The 20,676-nt window shown below is 72.3% G+C and carries 1 protein-coding gene; it reads left to right on the forward strand.

Annotated features, from left to right (window positions below):
* Window positions 1–20,606 (forward strand): non-ribosomal peptide synthase/polyketide synthase (locus tag K8638_RS35775; protein ID WP_370644212.1); only part of this gene is annotated, 20,606 nt, incomplete at its 5' end.
* Window positions 20,607–20,676 lie beyond the last annotated feature (70 nt).

Raw genomic sequence — 20,676 nt, forward strand, 5'->3', positions numbered from 1 at the left:
GCTGGTGGCTGGAGACGCTGACGAAGCTGGGGGGCACCATCAGCGGCGGCCCCAACTTCGCCTTCGAGCTGTGCGTGAGGCGCATCCCTCCGGCCGAGCGTGAGGGGCTGGACCTGAGCCGCTGGGAGGTGGCCTTCTGCGGCGCGGAGCCCATTCGCGCCGAGACGCTGGAGCGCTTCGCGGAGGCGTTCGCGCCCTGGGGCTTCCGGCGCGAGTCCTTCTATCCCTGCTACGGGCTGGCGGAGGCGACGCTCATCGTCTCCGGTGGAGAGAAGGGAGAGCCGCTGCGGCTGCGGCCGGTGGACCCCGGCGCGCTGGAGAAGGGCAGCGCGGAGGCGCCGCGTGGACAGGCGCGGACGCTGGTGGGGTGTGGGGGCACACTGCCCGGGCAGCGAATCGTGGTGGTGGAGCCCGAGTCGCTGCGGGTGTGCGCGCCGGGTGAGGTGGGGGAAATCTGGGTGGGTGGGCCCAGCGTGGCCGGTGGGTACTGGCAGCGGCCGTACGAGTCGCAGAGCATCTTCGAGGCGTACACGGCGCGCGGTGAGGGGCCCTTCCTGCGCACGGGGGACCTGGGCTTCCTCGAAGGCGGCGAGCTGTACGTGACAGGGCGCAGGAAGGACCTGCTCATCCTGCGTGGACGCAACCTCTACCCGCATGACCTGGAGCTGACGGTGGAGGGGAGCCACCCGGCGCTGCGTCCCGGGTGTGGAGCCGCCTTCAGCGTCGAGGTGGAGGGCGAGGAGCGGCTGGTGGTGGTGCAGGAGGTGGACACGCGCAAGCTGGCGACGAGCCTGGAGGAGGTGGTGGGCGCGGTTCGCCAGGGATTGGCGGAGAGGCATGAGGTGCTGCCGCATGCGCTGGTCCTGATTGAGCCCGGCAGCCTGCCGAAGACGTCCAGCGGCAAGGTTCAGCGACGCGCCTGCCGGGCGGCCTTCCTCGCGGGAGAGTTGCGCGAGGTGTACGCATGGCGGGGCTCGCAGACTGTCGAGTCCGCTGGGATTGAGCCCACGGCGTCCATTGCCGCGGCGACAGCGGAGTATGTGGCGCGCACGGGAGCTGTCGGCTCGCCTGCCGTGCCTCGTGCGGAAGCCGCCGGGAATCCTGGCGGCGCTGCTTCCGAGTCGCTGACGGGGCAGGGAGGACTGGAAGCACGCGTGCTCGCGCGGGTGGCGGCCCGGCTGGGCGCTCGCGCGGAGTCGCTGGAGGCCTCGGCACCGCTGACGCGCTTCGGTCTGGACTCCCTGGCGGCGGTGGAGTTGGCGCACGCGCTGGAGATGGAGCTGGGCGTGGCGCTGCCAGTGGAGTTGCTGCTGGGCGGCGCGAGCGTCTCCGAGCTGGCTCGGGAGATTGGCACCCGGCGGACGGCGGCGGGCGTGCTCCCGCCCATTCCGCGCGCTCCGCGCACCCGCGCGCTGCCGCTGTCCTTCGCGCAACAGCGGCTGTGGTTCCTCGACCGGATGGAGCCGGGCAGTGCCTTCTACAACGTGCCCGTCGTCTCCAGGCTGGAAGGCCGGCTGGACGCGTCGGCGCTGGAGCGCAGCCTCCAGGCACTGGTGCAGCGGCATGAGGCGCTGCGCACCGTGTTCGCCGAGGAAAGGGGCGAGCCCGTCCAGCGCATCCAGGACTCGCTGCTCCTCGCCCTGGCCCAGGTGGACCTGCGCGGCCTGCCGGAGGAGGCGCGGGAGGCGGAGGCCCTTCGACTCACACAGGAGGAGGCACGCCGCCCCTTCGACCTCGCGCGAGGGCCACTGCTGCGCGCCACGTTGCTGCGGTTGGGGCAGCAGCGGCACGTGCTGCTGCTGACGCTGCACCACATCATCGCCGACGGCTGGTCCATGCGCGTGCTGGTGCGCGAGCTGGCCGAACTCTACGAGGGCTACTGCACCGGACGCACGCCGGTGCTGGACGAGCTGCCCTTGCAGTACGCCGACTACACGGCGTGGCAGCGCCAGTGGCTGCGCGGGGAGCGACTCGAGGAGCTGCTCGGCTGGTGGCGCACGCACCTTGCCGGAGCGCCTCCGGTGCTGGAGCTGCCGACGGACCGCCCCCGCCCCAAGGTGCAGTCCTACCGTGGGGCGCACGTGGTGCGGCAGGTGGGACGGGCCACGTGGGAGCGGGTGAAGGCACTGGCTCAGCGCGAGGGCACCACGCCCTTCGTCGCGCTGCTGGCCGGCTTCCAGGTGCTGCTGCACCGCTACACCGGCCAGGAGGACCTGGTGGTGGGCGTGGACACCGCGCACCGAAACCGCCCGGAGACGGCCGGCCTCATCGGCCTCTTCGTCAACCAGCTCCCCCTGCGCGGCGACCTCTCCGGGGCGCCGTCCTTCCGTGAGCTCCTCGCCCGGCTGCACCCGGTGGCCCTGGGGGCCTGGGCGCATCAGGACCTGCCCTTCGACGAGCTGGTGCGCGGCCTCAACCCGGAGCGCAGCCTCGCCCATGCGCCGGTGTTCCAGGTGAAGCTGGTGCTGCAGGACGCCACGCCCGCGCCCCTTCGGCTGCCGGGACTGTCGCTGGAGAGCGCCCTGGGCGACACGGGCGCCACCAAGCTCGACCTCACCCTCTCCGCCACCGACACCGCCAGCGGCCTGGAGCTGCTGTGCGAGTACGCCACCGACCTCTTCGACGCGGACACCGTCGGCCGCATGCTGGAGCAGCTCGGCACCCTGCTGGCGGAGGCCGCCGCCACGCCGGAGCGCCGCATCGGCGAGCTGCCCCTGCTCTCAGAGCTGGAGCGCCACCGGGCACTCGGTGAGTGGAGCTACACCGCCCCCGCGACTCCGGAGGCCTGCGCGCACCACCTCTTCGAGGAGCAGGTGCACCGCACGCCCGAGGCCCCTGCCGTCTCCTTCGGCGAGCGCACGCTGACGTACCGGGAGCTGGACGCGCGTGCCAACCAGCTCGCCTGGCACCTGCGCTCGCTGGGCGTCGGGCCCGACGTGGTGGTGGGCGTGCACCTGGAGCGCACCCCGGAGCTGGTGGTGGCGCTGCTGGGCGTGCTCAAGGCCGGTGGCGCCTTCCTGCCGCTGGACACGGCGTACCCGCCCGCCCGGCTGGAGCTGATGCTGCGCGAGGCCCGGGTGCCCGTGCTCGTCACCCGTGAGGCGCTCGCGGACTCGCTGCCCTCCCACGGCGAGATGCTGGTGCTGGTGGACACGGACCAGGCCGCCCTGGCCGGACAGCCCAGCACGACACCCGCGCCCTTCGTCACGCCCGCGCACCTCGCCTACGTCATCTTCACTTCCGGCTCCACGGGGACGCCCAAGGGGACCCTGCTCCAGCACCGGGGCCTGAGCAACACCGCCTGTGCCACCCGTGAGGCGCTGGGGCTGAGCCACGGACATCGGCTGCTGCAGCTCGCCTCCATCGGCTTCGATGCCTCGGTGTCGGAGATCTTCTCGACGCTGCTCTCCGGCGCGGAGCTGTGCCTCGTCGAGCCTGAGTCGCTGTTGCCCGGCCCTCCGCTTCAGAAGGTGCTCGCGGAGAAGCGCATCACGGTCATCACGGCGACGCCCACCTCGCTGGCTCCGCTGGAGCCGGAAACCCTGCCCGGGCTGGCGGTGGTGGCCTCCGTCGGTGAGGCGTGCACGCCGGAGCTGGCCGCCCGCTGGAAGCCGGGGCGCCGCTTCCTCAACGCCTACGGCCCGACCGAGGTGTCCGTCTGCGCCACCATCGACACGGACGTGGACCCGCGCCGGCCGTCCATCGGCCGTGCCATCGCCGGGGCTCGTGTGTACGTCCTGGACGCGCGGATGGAGCCGGTGCCTCCCGGGATGCCGGGCGAGCTCTACGTGGGCGGTCCGGGGCTGGCGCGGGGCTACCTGCACCGCCCGGCGCTCACCGCCGAGTGCTTCGTGCCCGACCCGTTCGCCACGACTCCGGGAGAGCGGCTGTACCGCACCGGGGACCGGGTGCGTCCGCTGCCGGACGGCAGGCTGGAGTTCCTCGGGCGCCGCGATGCGCAGGTGAAGGTGCGCGGCGTGCGCGTGGAACCCGGCGAGGTGGAGTCGGCGCTGGCTCAGTACCCCGGCGTACGTCAGGCCGTGGTGGTGCTCCGCGAGGATTCGGGCGAGGCGCGGCTGGTGGCGTACGTCGTCGCCCAGGAGGAACTGGAGCCCGCGGCGCTGCGGCGCTTTCTCAAGGAGCGGCTCCCGGAGGTGCTGGTGCCCTCCGCCTACGTGACGCTGGCCGCGCTGCCGCTCACCCCGGGCGGTAAGGTGGACCGCGGGGCGCTGCCTTCGCCCGAGTCCACGCGAGCGGCACGGGAGGACTCCTTCGTGGAGCCCCGCTCGGAGCTGGAGCAGCGCATCGCCACGGTCTGGGCGCGCGCGCTCCAGGTGCCCCGAGTGGGGCTGCATGACCACTTCTTCGATGACCTCGGCGGCAGCTCGCTGCTGGTGGTGAAGGCCGGCACGCACCTGCGCGAGGCGCTGGGCCGGGAGGTGCCCGTCACCCACTTCTTCGAGCACCCCACCGTGTTTTCGCTGGCCGCGAGGCTGGAGCGGGAGCAGCGCTCCGAGCAGGCGCCACCGCCGTCCGCGAAGACGTCCGAACGCAAGGACCGGGGCGGGGAGGTTTCGGGCGACATCGCCATCATCGGCATGGCGGGGCGCTTCCCGGGGGCAAGGGACCTCGACACCTTCTGGGAGAACCTGCGCCGGGGCGTGGAGTCCATCTCTCGCTTCACTCCGGAGGAACTGGAGCCGTCGCCGCTGTTCCCGGACACGCTGCGGAGCCACCCGGACTTCGTCCCCGCCGGCGGAGTGCTGGATGGCGCGGACGGCTTCGACGCGGGCTTCTTCGAGGTCTCTCCGCGCGAGGCGCAGTGGATGGACCCGCAGCAGCGGCTGTTCCTCCAGTGCGCGTGGAACGCGCTGGAAGACGCCGGCTACGACCCGGAGCGCTTCCGGGGACTCATCTCGCTCTACGCGGGCTCGGGCTCCTCGGGCGGGCATGTGCTGTCGCTGCTCGGCCAGACGCGGAAGGACCCCGCCTCGCTGTTCGAGGCGCTGGGAACCACCACGGGCGAGAACGCAGCGACCAAGACCGCGTACAAGCTGAAGCTCGCCGGTGAGAGCCTCAACGTCTACACGGCGTGCTCCACGGGGCTGGTGGCCGTCCACCTGGCCTGCCGGAGCCTGAGAGACGGTGAGTCGGATGTGGCGCTGGCCGGCGCGGTGAAGATTTCGCTGCCGCAGCGCACGGGCTACCTCTTCCAGGAGGGAATGATTCTCTCCCCCGACGGCCACTGCCGCGCCTTCGACGCGCGTGCCCGGGGAACCGTCCCGGGCAGCGGCCTGGGCGTCGTCGTACTCAAGCGGCTCTCCGAGGCCCTGCGGGACGGAGACCGAATCTACGCCGTCATCAAGGGCTCCGCGCTCAACAACGACGCGGATGCCAAGGTCAGCTACACGGCGCCGAGCGTGCAGGGACAGCGCGAGGTGATAACACGGGCGCTGGCCTCGGCCGGTGTGGACGCCTCCAGCATCGGCTACGTGGAGGCGCATGGCACCGGCACTCCGCTCGGCGACCCGATAGAAATCGCCGCGCTGACCCGGGCCTACCGCGCCCACACGGGCCGCACCGGCTACTGCGCCATCGGCTCGGTGAAGACGAACATCGGGCACCTGGACACGGCGGCGGGCATCGCCGGTCTCATCAAGACGGCGCTCGCGCTCCACCATGGAGAGCTGCCTCCGAGCCTCCACTTCGAGCGGCCCAACCCGGAAATCGATTTCGAGAAGAGCCCCTTCTTCGTGAACACGTCCCTGCGCCCCTGGGAGCGCGGAGCCGAGCCCCGGAGGGCGGGAGTGAGCTCCTTCGGCATTGGCGGCACCAACGCGCACGTCGTGCTGGAGGAGGCGCCGCCCCACGCGAAGGGGCAGGGCAGCCGGCGTGACCGGCAGCTCGTGACGCTGTCCGCTCGGACCGTCTCCGCGCTGGAGAGGATGGCGCGCGAGCTCGCGGACCATGTGGAGACACACCCGGAGGTGGACCTCGCGGACCTGGCCTTCACCCGGGCCGTGGGACGCAAGGCGTTCGAGTTCCGCCGGACGGTGATTGCCAGGGACACGGCCGCGCTCGTGCGTGAGCTGCGCAAGCCGGGCACGCCTTCCGAGGTCAATGACCTGGAGACGGCCCGAGCCGCCCGGGTGGCCTTCCTCTTCCCAGGGCAGGGCGCGCAGTCCGTGCGCATGGCCCAGGGCCTCTACGAGTCCGAGCCCCTGTTCCAGCGCGAGCTGGACGTCTGTCTCGCGCTCCTTCCCGGAGCGGGGCTGACGGAGGACCTCCACGCCGTGCTCTTCCCCGAGCAGGGGATGGAGGCCCAGGCGGAGGCGAAGCTCTCCGAGCCGCGCTTCGCGCTGCCCGCGTTGCTGGCGGTGGAGTACGCCCTGGCGCGGCTGTGGATGGGCTTCGGCTTCCAGCCCTCGGCGCTGCTGGGGCATAGCTTCGGCGAGTACACGGCGGCGTGCCTGTCCGGCGTGCTGTCCCTGGAGGACGCGCTGCGGCTGGCCGTCCTTCGCGGCGAGATGATGTCGCGGCTGCCTCCCGGCGGCATGCTCGCGGTGGGGCTCTCCTCCGCGGAGCTGATGCCCCAGCTCCCCGCCGAGCTGGAGCTGGCCGCGTTCAATGGCCCGTTCCGCTGCGTGGTGTCCGGCCCGCTGGAGCCACTGGAGGCGCTGGAGCGCACCCTGGGGGGGCGCGGCGTGGCGGTGCTGCGCCTGTCCGCGGCACATGCCTTCCACTCGCGCGCGGTGGAGCCGCTGATGCCCGAGCTGGAGCGGACCGTGGCGGGGCTGACGCTGAACGCGCCCACCGTCCCGTATGTCTCCAGCCTCACGGGGACGTGGATTCGACCCGAGGAGGCGACGTCGCCGCGCTACTGGGCGCGGCAGATGCGCGAGCCGGTCCGCTTCACCGAGGGCATGGACGCGCTGGTGAAGTGGGGCTGCGGCTGGTTCATCGAGGCTGGTCCGGACCAGGGGCTCACCTCGCTGGCCCGCCTGCGCCTGCGCACCGAGCGTGACGCGCGGGTGGTCCCCTCCCTTCCTCGTGCTGGCACCTCCACGCCGGAGGAGCAGACGTTGCTCGAGTCGCTGGGCGCGCTGTGGCGTGCCGGCGCTCCTGTCGACTGGGAGGGCTTCTACGCCCTGGAGCAGCGCCGCCGTATCTCGCTGCCGGGCTATCCCTTCGAAGAGCAGCGCTTCGCCCTGGAGGTGCGGTCCGCCGTCGAGTCCGTGGCCGCGCCCGAGCCCGGCACGCCTCGGAGCGACATCGAGCAGCGGCTCGTGGAGCTGTGGCGCGAGCGGCTGGGCGTGACGGAGATTGGCCCGGACGACAACTTCCTGGAGCTGGGTGGCAACTCGCTGATGGCGGCGCAGCTCCTCACCCGGCTGCGCGAGGCGTTCCGGGTCCAGCTGCCGCTCAGTGATTTGTTCGAAGCCCCCACCGTGGCCAGCCTGGCCGAGCGCATCGCGCTGCGGCTCCAGGCGGAACGGCCGGGCAGCGGGGCTCATGCGGCCGCGATGCGGCCCATTCCGCGCACGGGCGAGCTGCCGCTGTCCTACGTGCAGGAGCGCGTCTGGGAGCTGGAGCTCCAGGAGCCGGGCAGCTCCATCTTCAACGAGCCCCTGGCGGTCCGTATCTCCGGGGCGCTCCACGCCGCCGCGCTGGAGCGCGGGTTCAACGAGGTCATCCGCCGGCACGAGTCCCTGCGCACCGTCTTCCAGCAGGTGGAGGGCAGGGCGGTGCCGCGCATCCTGAGCGAGGCGCGCATCCCGCTCCCCGTGGTGGACCTGCGCGACTTCGCCGGGGACCGCGAGGCCGAGGCGATGCGCCTGGCCCGGCTGGAGCCCGCCGAGCCGTTCTCGCTGTCTCGGGGACCGTTGGTGCGGGTGCGCCTGCTGCGGCTGACGGAGACCGAGCACGTGCTGCTCGTCACCATCCACCACATCGTGGCGGACACCCTGTCCCTGGTGAACTTCATCCAGGAGGCGGTGGCCCTCTACACGGGCTTCGTCCATGGCGTCTCCGTGCCGTTGCCGGAGCTGCCCATCCAGTACCTCGACTTCGCGGCGTGGCAGCGCCGGGCGCTCGCGGATGGCACGTTGGCGGCACAGCAGGCGTACTGGCGCCAGCGGCTCGCGCAGCGTCCCGGACCGCTCCCGCTGCCGCTGGACCGGCCTCGGGTGGAGGGGGCGCGCAGGCGGGGGGCGCGTCACTCGTTCAGCTTCTCCCGGGAACTCGGCGCGGCGCTGAAGGCGTTCAGCCAGCGCGAGGGGCTCACGCCGTACATGACGCTGCTGGCGGGCTTCAAGGCCCTCCTGGCCCGCTGCTCGGGGCAGGAGGACATCCTGGTGGGCACCTCCATCGGCAACCGCACCCGGCCCGAGCTGGAGCCTCAGATTGGCTACGTGGCCCATGCGCTGGCCCTGCGCACCAGCCTGGAAGGGGACCCCGGCTTCCGCGAGCTGGCGCTGCGTGTTCGTGACACCACGCTGTCCGCGTTCGCCCACCCGGACGTGCCCTACGAGCAGCTCCTCGGGGAACTGGAGCCCGGCGAGGAGACGCGGCTCTCCCGCCTGTTCGACGCCATCTTCCTGCTGCACACGCAGGACGTGTCCGCGCCCATGCTGGAGTTCCCCGGGCTGCGGCTGGGCTACTTCGACGTCACCGGGCTGCCCGCCCAGTACGGCACCTCGCTGGCGGACCTCACGCTGCTGATGCGCGAGGACGAGCACGGCTTCTCCGGCACCCTGGAGTACGCCGTCGACCTGTTCGACGTCTCCACCATCGTGCGCCTGCTCTCGCAGATGGAGGCACTGCTCGCGGATGCGATGGACTCGCCGGACAAGCCACTGTCGCGCCTCTCACTGACCCGCGATGCTGCCCTCGCGAAGCCCACCGCGCCGCACGTGCCGCCACACCCGCAAGCGCCGGGCGCGCGGAGGCCGCTGGACTTCAGCCTCTTCTACTTCGCCAACGACGCGGAGGCGTCGGGCAGGGGCAAGTACCAGCTCCTCATCGACGGCGCGAAGTTCGCCGACACGCACGGCTTCAGCGCGGTGTGGACGCCCGAGCGGCACTTCCACGCCTTCGGTGGGCCGTACCCCAACCCCATCGCCACCAGCGCCGCGCTGGCCATGGTGACCGAGCGCGTGGCCATTCGCGCCGGCAGCGTGGTGCTGCCCCTGCATGACGCCGTCCGCGTGGCGGAAGAGTGGTCCGTCGTCGACAACCTCTCCAACGGCCGGGCGGGCGTGTCCTTCGCGGCGGGCTGGAACGTCAACGACTTCATCTTCGCCCCCGGGAACTTCCACCAGCGGCCCGAGGCCGTGCGGCGCGGAGTGGAAGAAGTACGCGCCCTCTGGCGTGGCGGAACCGTGCGCCGCACCAACGGCCAGGGCGCCGAGGTGGAGGTCTCCATCCGCCCCCGGCCGGTGCAGTCCGAGCTGCCCATGTGGCTGACGGCCGCCTTCAACCCGGACACCTTCCGGCTGGCCGGAGAACTGGGCGCGGGCCTGCTCACCAACGTGCTGGGGCTGGGCCAGGACTTCGAGGAGCTGGCGCGCAAGATTGCCCTGTACCGCGAGGCCCGGCGGAAGGCGGGGTACGACCGGGGCCACGTGGTGCTGATGCTGCACACCTTCGTGGCCGGCAGCCTGGAGGAGGTGCGGCGTCAGGCGCGAGAGCCGCTCATCCGCTACTTCCGCAGCTCGGTGGAGCTGTTCAACGGACTGGTGGCCAGCCAGGGGCTGGGCTTCGACGTGCGCGGCCTCACGCCCCAGGACATGGAGGTGCTGCTGGAGCAGGGCGTCTCGCGCTACCTGGAAGCGGGTGGTCTCTTCGGCACACCGGAGACGCTCGCCGCGCGCGTGGAGCAACTGCGCCATGCGGACGTGGACGAGGTGGCCTGCCTCGTCGACTTCGGCCTCGCGCACGAAGTCGCCATGGAGGGCCTGCGGCACCTGGACGTGCTGCGCCGGAAGAGCCAGCAGCCGGTGGCCGAGCCCGGCGGCGAGGTGCTGGTGGAGACCGGCGGCGCCGAGGAGGACGCCGCGGTCCGGTTGTTCGGCACCGGCACTCCCGCGCGTCATCGCGCGGATGGCGGGGTGGAGTTCCTGACGCCTCCAGCCCGCCGCCGCCCGGCTCCGAGCACTCCGCCTCCCGCGCCCACACGGAGCCCGCGGCCTCGCGCTGATGAGCTGATTCCCCGCGTGCCGAGGACCGAGTCGCTGCCGCTGTCCTTCGCCCAGCAGCGGCTGTGGTTCCTGGACCAGTACCAACCCGGTACCGCGCTCTACAACATCCCCTCGGCCATGCGGCTGGAGGGAAGGCTCGACGTGGGCGCCCTCGGGAGTGCCTTCGCCGAGCTGATGCGGCGTCACGAGGCGCTGCACACCACCTTCCAGGCCCGGGAGGGCAATCCGGTCCAGGTGCTCGCGCCCGAGAGCGTGGCCAGTTCCTTGGAGGTAGAAGACCTGCGGAACCTGCCTCCAGCGCGGCGCGAGGAGGAGGCCCTGCGCCTGGCGCGCGAGGAAGCCTGCCGTCCCTTCGACCTGTCCCGGGGCCCGCTGCTGCGCTCGCGGCTGCTGCGCCTCTCGGAGACGGAGCACCTGCTGCTGGTGACGATGCACCACATCGTCTCCGACGGCTGGTCCATCGGCGTGCTCATCCGCGAGGCCGTCACGCTCTACGAAGCCTTCGTGGCCGGAAGGCCCTCCCCGCTGCCGGAGCTGCCCATCCAGTACGCGGACTACGCCGTGTGGCAGCGCGAGTGGCTCAAGGGGCCGGTGCTGGAGGAGCAGCTCGCGTGGTGGAAGGGCCGTCTCGAAGGCGCGCCGCCCGCGCTGGAGCTGCTCACCGACCGGCCGCGCACCACGGACACCAGCAACCCGGGGGCCTCGCTGCGCGTGCAGCTCCCGCTGGAGCTGATGCAGGGCCTGCGGGCGCTGTGCCGCCGCGAGAAGGGCACGCTCTTCATGGGCCTGCTCGCCGGGCTCCAGGTGCTGCTGTCCCGCTACACGGGCCAGGAGGACATCTGCGTGGGCGCGCCCATCGCCGGGCGGACGCAGCCTCAGACGGAGGGGCTCATCGGCTTCTTCGTGAACACGATGGTGCTGCGCACGCGCCTCGATGGGGACCCGAGCTTCCAGGAGGTCCTCCGCCGGGTGCGTGACGTGACGCTGGGCGCGTACGCGCACCAGGACGTGCCCTTCGAGAAGCTGGTGGAGGTGCTCCAGCCGCCAAGGCAGGCCGGGCATACGCCCTTCTTCCAGGTGACGCTGGTGCTGCTCAACACGCCCGCGGCGGAGCTGGCCACGCCGGGCCTCACCTTCCGGCCCGTGGACGTGGACAGCGGCACCTCCAAGTTCGACCTCACCCTGGTGTGCACCGAGACGCCCCGGGGCCTGAGCACCGTGCTGGAGTACCGCAGCGACCTGTTCGAGGCCTCGACGGCGGCGCGGATGATGGAGCACCTGCGCACGCTGCTGGAGGACGCGGTCGCCCGGCCCGAGCGGCGCCTGTCCGAGCTGTCGCTCATGTCCGAGGCGGAGCGCCGCCAGGTCCTGGTGGAGTGGAACGCCGGCGCGGTGGACTCCACGTCCGAGCCGTGTGTGCACGAGCTCTTCGATGCCCAGGCCGCGCGGACGCCCGAGGCGGTGGCCGTGGTGTTCGACGGCAGCCAGCTCACCTATGCGGAGCTGGAGCGCCGGGCCAACCAGCTCGCCTGGCACCTGCGCGCGCTGGGGGTGCGGACGGGAGACCGGGTGGCGCTGTGTCTGGAGCGCTCGCCGGAGATGGTGGTGTCGGTGCTCGCCGTCCTCAAGATGGGGGCGGCCTTCGTGCCGGTGGACCCGCAGTACCCCGCCGAGCGGCTCGCCTTCATGCTGGAGGACTCGGGCGCGCCGCTGGTGCTCACCCAGTCGCACCTGCTCGAGTCGCTGCCCCAGGGCACCGGGGCACGGGTGGTCTGCGTGGACACGGAGGTGGACGCGTTCGCCCGTCAGCCGGACGACACCCCGGACTGGCCGGTGTCGCCGGACGCCCTCTGCTACATCATCTACACGTCGGGCAGCACGGGCCGGCCCAAGGGCATCGCGGTGCCGCACCGCACGCTGTCCAACGTGGTGGCCTGGCAGCGCCGTCAGTCCGTGCGGGCGGAGGCCACCACGCTCCAGTTCGCGTCGCTCAACTTCGACGTCTCCTACCAGGAGATGTTCTCGACCTGGGCTGTCGGAGGCACGCTGGCGGTGCCCTCGGCGCGGGTGCGCCAGGACATGCCGGCGCTGCTCGACTTCATCGTGCGCCATGACGTGGAACGGCTGTTCCTTCCGTTCATCGCGCTCCGCGCCCTGGTGGAAGCCGTGGCCCACGCGGCGCGCGCCCCGGAGCGCCTGCTCGAGGTGGTGACAGCGGGTGAGCAGCTCCAGGTGACGCCCGCGCTGGTGTCCTTCTTCGAGCGCCTGCCGGAGTGCGTGCTGGAGAACCAGTACGGCCCGTCGGAGGCGCACGTGGTGAGCGCGTACCGGCTGCGGGGGGCTCCACCCACGTGGCCGCTGCTGCCCTCCGTGGGCAGCGCCGTGCCCGGCACCCGCCTGTACGTGCTGGACGCGCACGGCCGCCCCTGCGGCATCGGCGTGCCCGGTGAGGTGTTCGTCGGCGGTGTGCAGGTCGCGCTCGGCTACCACGAGCGGCCGGAGCTGACGGCGGAGAAGTTCGTCCCCGACGCGCTGTCCGGGGTGCCCGGCGTGCGGCTCTACCGCACCGGAGACCGGGCCCGCTGGAAGGAGGACGGCGTCCTCGAGTACCTCGGCCGGCTGGACGGACAGGTGAAGGTGCGGGGCTTCCGCATCGAGCTGGGCGAGGTGGAGGCCGCCCTGCGCGACGCTCCGGGAGTGCGCGAGGCGGCGGCGATGGTGCGCGAGGACACGCCGGGCGACAAGCGGCTGGTGGGCTACGTGGTGCTCCAGCCGGACACCGATTGGGACCCCGAGGCCCTACGCCAGACGCTGGCGCGCAGGATGCCCGAGTACATGCTGCCCTCGGCGCTGGTGCGGCTGGACGCGCTGCCGCTGATGCCCACGGGCAAGCTGGTCCGCAACCTGCTACCCGCGCCGGACGTGGAGAGCCTGCGCGGCGCGGTGCCCCTCGTCGAGCCGCGCAACCCGCTGGAGCAGGTGCTGGCGGAGGCCTTCGCCGGCGTGCTGAACCTCTCGCACGTCGGTGTCACCGATAACTTCTTCGCCCTCGGGGGCCACTCGCTGCTGGCCACCCAGGTGGTCGCTCGCGTGCGCGCCGCGCTGGGCGTGGAGGTGGCGCTGCGCGAGATGTTCGAGGCGCCCACGGTGGAGTCGCTGGCACGGCGTCTCGAAGGCCGCATCCCCGCCGGGACGCACCGCACCGCCGCTCCGAGGATTGTCCCTCGCAAGGAGACGGGGGACTCGGAGCTCTCCTACGCGCAGCAGCGGTTGTGGTTCCTGGACCAGTTCCAGCCGGACAGCCCGCTCTACAACATGTCGGCGGCGCTGCGGCTGGAGGGTGTGCTCGACGTGGCCGCCCTGGAGCGCGCCTTCGCCGGGCTGGTCCGCCGTCACGAGGTGCTGCGCACGTCCTTCGAGGTTCGCGAGGGCCGGCCGGTCCAGGTCGTCTCGCCCGCCTCGGAGTGGACGCTGGAGGTGGAGGACCTGTCGTTCCTGCCCACGTCCGAGCGGGAAGAGGAAGCGCTGCGCCTGGCGCGTGAAGAGGCGCGCCGGCCGTTCGACCTCACCCGCGGGCCGCTGTTGCGCACGCGGCTGCTGCGCCTGTCGGAGCAGCACCACCTGCTGGTGGTGACGATGCACCACATCATCTCGGACGGCTGGTCCATTGGCGTGCTGACCCACGAGATGGTGGCGCTGTACGAGGCGGCGGTGGCGGGCCAGCCGTCCGCGCTGCCTCCGCTGCCCATCCAGTACACGGACTACTCCGCGTGGCAGCGTGAGTGGCTCCAGGGCGAGGTGCTGGAGCGGCAGCTCGACTACTGGAGGAAGCAGCTCGACGGTGCGCCGCCCGCGCTGGAGCTGTCCACGGACTGGCCGCGCACGGCGGACGCGAGCAACCCCGGTACGTGGCTCCGGGTGGAGCTGCCGCTGGAGCTGACGCAGGCGCTGACGGCACTGTGCAAGGGCGAGGGCGCCACTCTCTTCATGGGACTGCTGGCCGGCCTCCAGGCGCTGCTGTCGCGCTACTCGGGCCAGGACGACATCTGCGTGGGCGCGCCCATCGCCGGACGCACGCAGGCGGAGACGGAGGGGCTCATCGGCTTCTTCGTCAACACGCTGGTGATGCGCACGCACCTGGATGGCGACCCCACCTTCCGCGAGCTGCTGGGCCGTGTGAAGGACGTCACCCTGGATGCGTACGCGCACCAGGACGTGCCCTTCGAGCGGCTGGTGGAGGTGCTCCAGCCGCCGAGGCAGCCCGAGCGCACGCCCTTCTTCCAGGTGGCGCTGGTGATGCTCAACACGCCCTCGACGGAGCTGACCGTCCCCGGGCTCACCCTGCGCCTGATGGAGCTGGACAGCGGCACGGCGAAGTTCGACTTCACGCTGACGCTGAGCGAGATGCCCCAGGGCCTGCGCGGCGCGCTGGAGTACCGCACCGACCTGTACGAGGACCACACGGCCGCGCGGATGGTGGACCACCTGCGCGTGCTGCTGGAGGACGCCGTCGCCTGGCCCGAGCGGCGGCTGTCCGAGCTGTCGCTCCTCGCGGAGGAGGAGCGGCGCCGGGTGCTGGTGGAGTGGAACGGCGCGGCGGGGGAATCGTCCCCCGCGGCCTGTGTGCATGCGCTCGTCGCGGCCCAGGCCGCGCGCACGCCGGACGCGGTGGCGGTGGTCCATGAAGGGGACACGCTGTCCTACGCGGAGCTGGAGCGCCGGGCGAACCAGCTCGCGCGATACCTGCTCGCGCGAGGCGTGCGCCCGGGGGACCGGGTGGGCCTGTGCGTGGAGCGCTCGTTGGAGCTGGCGGTGGGCGTGCTGGGCATCCTGAAGACCGGTGCCGCCTACCTGCCGCTCGACCCCGGCTACCCGGCGGAGCGCCTGGCCTTCATGCTGGAGGACGCGGCGGTGCCGGTGGTCGTCACCCAGGACTCCTTGATGCCGGTGCTTCCGGCCAGGGTCCGCACCCGCCGCGTGCTGCTGGACGTGGAGGCCACGGCCATCGCGGACCAGCCGTCGCACGCTCCGGCGGTGGAGGTACCGCCCGAGTCCGCCTGCTACGTCATCTACACCTCCGGCAGCACGGGACGGCCGAAGGGGGTGGCGCTGCCGCACCGCGCGTTGTCCAACCTGCTGGCGTGGCAGTTGAAGCAATCCGTCAAGCCCGACGCGACCACGCTGCAGTTCGCGGCGCTCAGCTTCGACGTGTCCTTCCAGGAGCTGTTCTCCACATGGTGCGCGGGCGGCACGTTGGTGATGCCCACGGCGCTGGTGCGGCAGGACATGCCCGCGCTGCTGGACCTCATGGCACGCACCGGCGTGGAACGAATGTTCCTTCCATTCGTCGCCTTGCAGGCCCTGGCGGACGCGGTGGCCCACGGAGCCCGGCTGCCACAGCGCCTGCGCGAGGTGGTGACCGCGGGCGAGCAGCTCCAGGTGACACCCGCGGTGGTGGCTCTCTTCGAGCGGCTGCCCGGCTGTGTGCTGGAGAACCAGTACGGCCCGTCGGAGACGCACGTGGTGAGCGCGTACCGGCTCCAGGGGGCGCCCGCGTCCTGGCCCCGGCTGCCGCCCATCGGCTCCCCGCCGCCCGGCACCCGGCTCTACGTGCTGGACGAGCGTGGGCAGCCCTGCGCCATCGGCGTGCCGGGCGAGCTGTACCTCGGAGGAGTGCAGGTTGCGCACGGCTACGTGGGACGCCCCGAGCTGACCGCCGGGAAATTCGTGCCCGACCCGTTCTCCCGCGAGCCGGGTGCGCGGCTCTACCGTACGGGAGACCGGGCCCGCTGGAGGGCGGAGGGCACGGTGGAGTTCCTCGGCCGGCTGGACGGACAGGTGAAGGTGCGGGGCTTCCGCATCGAGCTGGGCGAGGTGGAGGCCGCCCTGAGAGACGCGTCCGGTGTGCGTGATGCCGCCGCCGTGGTGCGCGAGGACACGCCGGGTGACAAGCGGCTGGTGGGGTACGTGGTGCTCCGGCCGGACACCGGCTGGGACCCCGAGTCCCTGCGGGAGTCGCTGGAGCGCCGCCTGCCCGAGTACATGGTGCCGTCGGCGCTGGTGCGGCTGGAGGCGTTGCCGCTCACGCCCAGCGGCAAGCTGGCCCGCCGCCTGCTGCCCGCGCCCGACGCGGAGAGCCTGCGCGGTGATGCGCCCTTCGTTGCTCCGAGGAGCCCGCTGGAGCAGTCGCTGGCGGAGGTCTTCTCCAGCGTGCTCGGCGTGCCTCGCGTGGGCGTCACCGACAACTTCTTCTCCCTGGGCGGCCACTCGCTGCTGGCCACGCAGGTCGTCTCGCGCCTGCGGGCCTCGCTGAAGGTGGAGGTGCCGCTGCGCGAGCTGTTCGAGGCCCCCACGGTGGAGGCGCTGGCACGGCGCCTCGCAGGGCAGGTGCCGGCGGAGGTTCGCCGGACGCCGGCCCCGGTGATTGTCCCCCGCACCCGGGAGGCGGAGCTGTCCTTCGCCCAGCAGCGGCTGTGGTTCCTGGACCGGCTGGAGCCCGGTGGCTCCCTCTTCAACATCCCCATCGCCCTTCGTATCGAGGGCGCGCTGGACGTGAACGCCCTGGAGCATGCGTTCCGGGAGGTGGTGCGCCGGCACGAGGCGCTGCGGACCGTGTTCCGCGACATGCCCGAGGGCCCGGTGCAGGTCATCCTCTCCGGCGTGGAGCCGCGGCTGATGGTCGAGGACCTGCGCGTCCTGCCGATGGACGTGCGTGAGCAGGAGGCGCGCCGGCTGGAGGAGGAAGAAGCGCGCCGCCCGTTCAACCTGTCCACGGGGCCGCTCCTGCGCGCGACGCTGCTGCGCATCCAGGACACCGAGTACCTGCTGCTGCTGACCATGCACCACATCACCTCGGACGGCTGGTCCATGGGCGTGCTGGTGCGGGAGGTGGTGGCGCTCTACGCTGCGCACCGCGAGGGCCGACCGTCGCCGCTGCCCGCGCTGTCCGTGCAGTACGCGGACTACGCGGCCTGGCAGCGCGAGTGGCTGAAGGGCGACGTGCTGGAGTCGCAGCTCGCGTACTGGCGCCGGCAGTTGAAGGGCGCACCCGCCGTGCTGGAGCTGCCGGCCGACCGGCCTCGGCCCGCGGTGCGCACCTACCGGGGGGCCACGCACCTGTCCACGCTGAGCCCGGCGCTGGCGGAGAAGCTGGAGGCGCTGGCCCGGCGCGAGGGGGCCACGCTCTTCATGCTCCTCATGGCGGGCTTCCAGTCCCTGCTGCACCGCTACAGCGGGCAGACGGACCTGGTGGTGGGCACGGACGTGGCCAACCGCAACCTCGCGGAGACGGAGCCGCTCATCGGCTTCTTCATCAACCAGCTCGCCCTGCGTCTGCGGCTGGAGGGCAACCCTGTCTTCCGCGACGTGCTGGAGCAGACGAAGCGGGTGGCCATGGACGCGTACGCGTACCAGGACCTCCCCTTCGAGGAGGTGGTGCGCGCGCTGAACCCGGAGCGGAGCCTGGCGCACGCGCCGGTGTTCCAGGTGAAGTTCGTGCTCCAGAACATGCCGCTGAAGGCCCCGGAGCTGCCGGGCCTGACGCTGCGCTTCGGGGAGTCGCACCCGGCCGCGTCCAAGCTGGACATGACGGTGCTGGTCAGCCCGATGCCGGAGGGGCTGGTCTGCTCGTGGGTGTACACCACGGACCTCTTCGAGGCCTCCACGGTGGAGCGCATGGCGCGGCACTTCCAGCACGTGCTGGAGGCGGTGGCGGCGGAGGACGGGCGGCAGCGGCTGTCCGAGCTGCCGTTGCTGACGGACGCGGAGCGGCGCCGGGTACTGGTGGAGTGGAACGACACCGCGGCGCCGTACGCGCGGCGGTGCATCCACGAGCTCATCTCCGAGCAGGCGGCGCGGGTACCGGACGCGGTGGCGGTGGTGGCCGGTGACGAACGGCTCACGTACGCCGAGCTGGAGCGCCGGGCCAACCAGCTCGCGCACTGGTTGAAGGCGCTGGGCGTGGAGCCGGAGACGCGGGTGGGCCTGTTCGTGGAGCGGCGGGCGCACGCGCTGGTGGGCCTGCTGGGTATCCTCAAGGCGGGCGGCGCGTACGTGCCCATCGACCCGGCGTACGCGCACATGAGCGAGCGCGTGCGGCACGTCCTCCAGGACGCGCGCGTGCAGGTCATCGTCACCGAGGAGGCGCTGGCCAACGAGCTTCCCTCGCAGGGAGAGTTCCTGGTCAGCCTGGACGCGGAGGACGGGCTGCTGGAGTCGCAGCCGGAGGAGCCGCCCTCCAGCGGCGTGGTGCCGGGCAACGCGGCGTACATCATCTATACGTCGGGGAGCACGGGGCAGCCGAAGGGCGTGTGCATCGAGCACGGACAGCTCGCCTGCTACGTGGCGGGCGTGAGCCGGAGGCTGGAGCTGCCCCAGGGCATGAGCTTCGCGTCGGTGTCGACGCTGGCGGCGGACCTGGGCCACACGGCGCTCTTCCCCACGCTGTGCGCGGGCGGCACGGTGCACCTGGTGGGGATGGCGGCGGCCTCGGACTCGGCGCGGCTGTGGGCGTACGGGCGCAAGCACGGTGTCGAGGGACTGAAGATCGTCCCCACGCACCTGGAGGCGCTGCTCGCGGCCGATGACGTGGGCGAGCTGCTGCCACGCAAGCGGCTGGTGCTGGGAGGAGACCGGGCGGAGTGGGCGCTCGTGGAGCGCGTCCACGCGCTGGCGCCGGAGTGCGAGGTCTTCAACCACTACGGCCCGACGGAGACGACGGTGGGCGTGCTCGCGCAGCGGGTGGAGCGCGGCGAGCGCGTGCCGGGGACGCAGTCGGTGCCGCTGGGCAGGCCGCTCGGGAACGTGCGCGTGTACGTGCTGGATGGGGACGGCCAGCCGGTGCCGCCGGGCGTGCCGGGAGAGCTGTACATCGGCGGGCAGAGCGTGGGCCGCGGCTACCTGGGCCGGCCGGACGGGACGGCGGAGCGCTTCCTGCCGGACGGCTTCAGCGGCGAGCCCGGGGCGAGGCTGTACCGGACGGGAGACCGGGTGCGATGGCTGGAGGATGGCCGCATCGAGTTCCTCGGACGGGTGGACCACCAGCTCAAGATTCGCGGCTTCCGCGTGGAGCTGGGCGAGGTGGAGGCCGTGCTGTCGCAGCACCCGGGCGTGGGCGAGTGCGTGGTGGTGGCGCGAGAGGACGTGCCCGGTGACAGGCACCTGGTCGCGTACGCGGTGGGCAGGCCGGGGAAGACGCTGGAGGAGCCGGCGCTGCGCGAGCACCTCGCGGCGCGGCTGCCGGACTACATGGTGCCGTCGGCCTGCGTCGTGCTGGAGGCGCTGCCGCTGACCGCGAACGGGAAGGTGGACCGGAAGGCGCTCCCGGCTCCATCCCGGAGGCGGGAGACGGAGTACGTGGAGCCTCGCACGGAGACGGAGCAGCGGCTGGCCGGGCTGTGGAAGGAGCTGCTCGGTGTGACCCGGGTGGGCACGCGCGACGACTTCTTCGACCTGGGTGGCCACTCGCTGCTGGCCACGCAGGTGGTGGCGCGGGTGCGGAGCCTCTTCGACGTCCAGCTCGCGGTCATCGACTTGTTCGAGGCGCCGACGCTGGAGACGCTGGCCGCGCGCATCGAGGCGGGCAGCACGTCGGACTCGCCGCTGGTGACGCTGAGGAAGGGCGGCGACGCGAGGCCCTTCTTCTGCGTGCACCCGGTGGGAGGCAGCGTGTTGGCGTACCTGGAGCTGGCGAAGCGGATGGACGCGGACCAGCCCTTCTACGGCCTGCAGGTGCCGGCGGGCGGCGCCGGGGACTCGGTGGAGGAGATGGCCGCGCGCTACCTGGAGGCGGTGCGCGAGGTGCAGCCGGAAGGCCCGTACCTCCTGGGCGGCTGGTCCATGGGCGGCCGGGTGGCGTACGAGATGGCTCGTCAGCTTGAGGCTCGCGGAGAGAAGGTGGGGCTGCTGGTCATCGTCGACGCGCGAGGCAGGGAAGAGGCGCACGCGGAGGAGCAGGAGGTGGAGGTGGTGCTGGAGTTCGCCAGCCACCTGTCCCGGCTCTCCGCCATCCACCCGCGGGCGGCCGAGGTCCTGGAGCACGTGGACGCCGTGGAGCTGGCGGCGGTGCTGGACGGGAAGCCCGGTGCGGACTCCGGCCTGGACGAGGAAGCGTGCGCGGAGCTGCGGGCCCTGTGGGAGATGTTCTCGCGGAACCGGCGGGCGTCTCGCCGGTACGTGCCTCAGTCCTTCGATGGCTCGCTGGTGGTGCTGCGTGCCGCCGAGGGACCCGCGGACGTGGAGGAGGACCTCGGGTGGCGTGGGCTCGCGCGGGGAGGCGTGGAGGTGCGGGAGGTGCCGGGCGACCACTACAGCCTCGTGGCCGTGCCCCAGGTGGAGCGGCTCGCGGAGGTACTGCGGACGCTGCTGGCCCGGGCCCGCTCGGCGGAGTCCATGCAGAAGGCCGGGTAGCAGGTGCGTGGTGGCCGGCGGCCTGCCTGGGTCGCCGGCCGTCGCGATGGCACGTCCTTCCTGCTGGTCG

It is taken from the genome of Myxococcus sp. RHSTA-1-4, assembly GCF_020037125.1.
Taxonomy (GTDB): Bacteria; Myxococcota; Myxococcia; order Myxococcales; family Myxococcaceae; genus Myxococcus.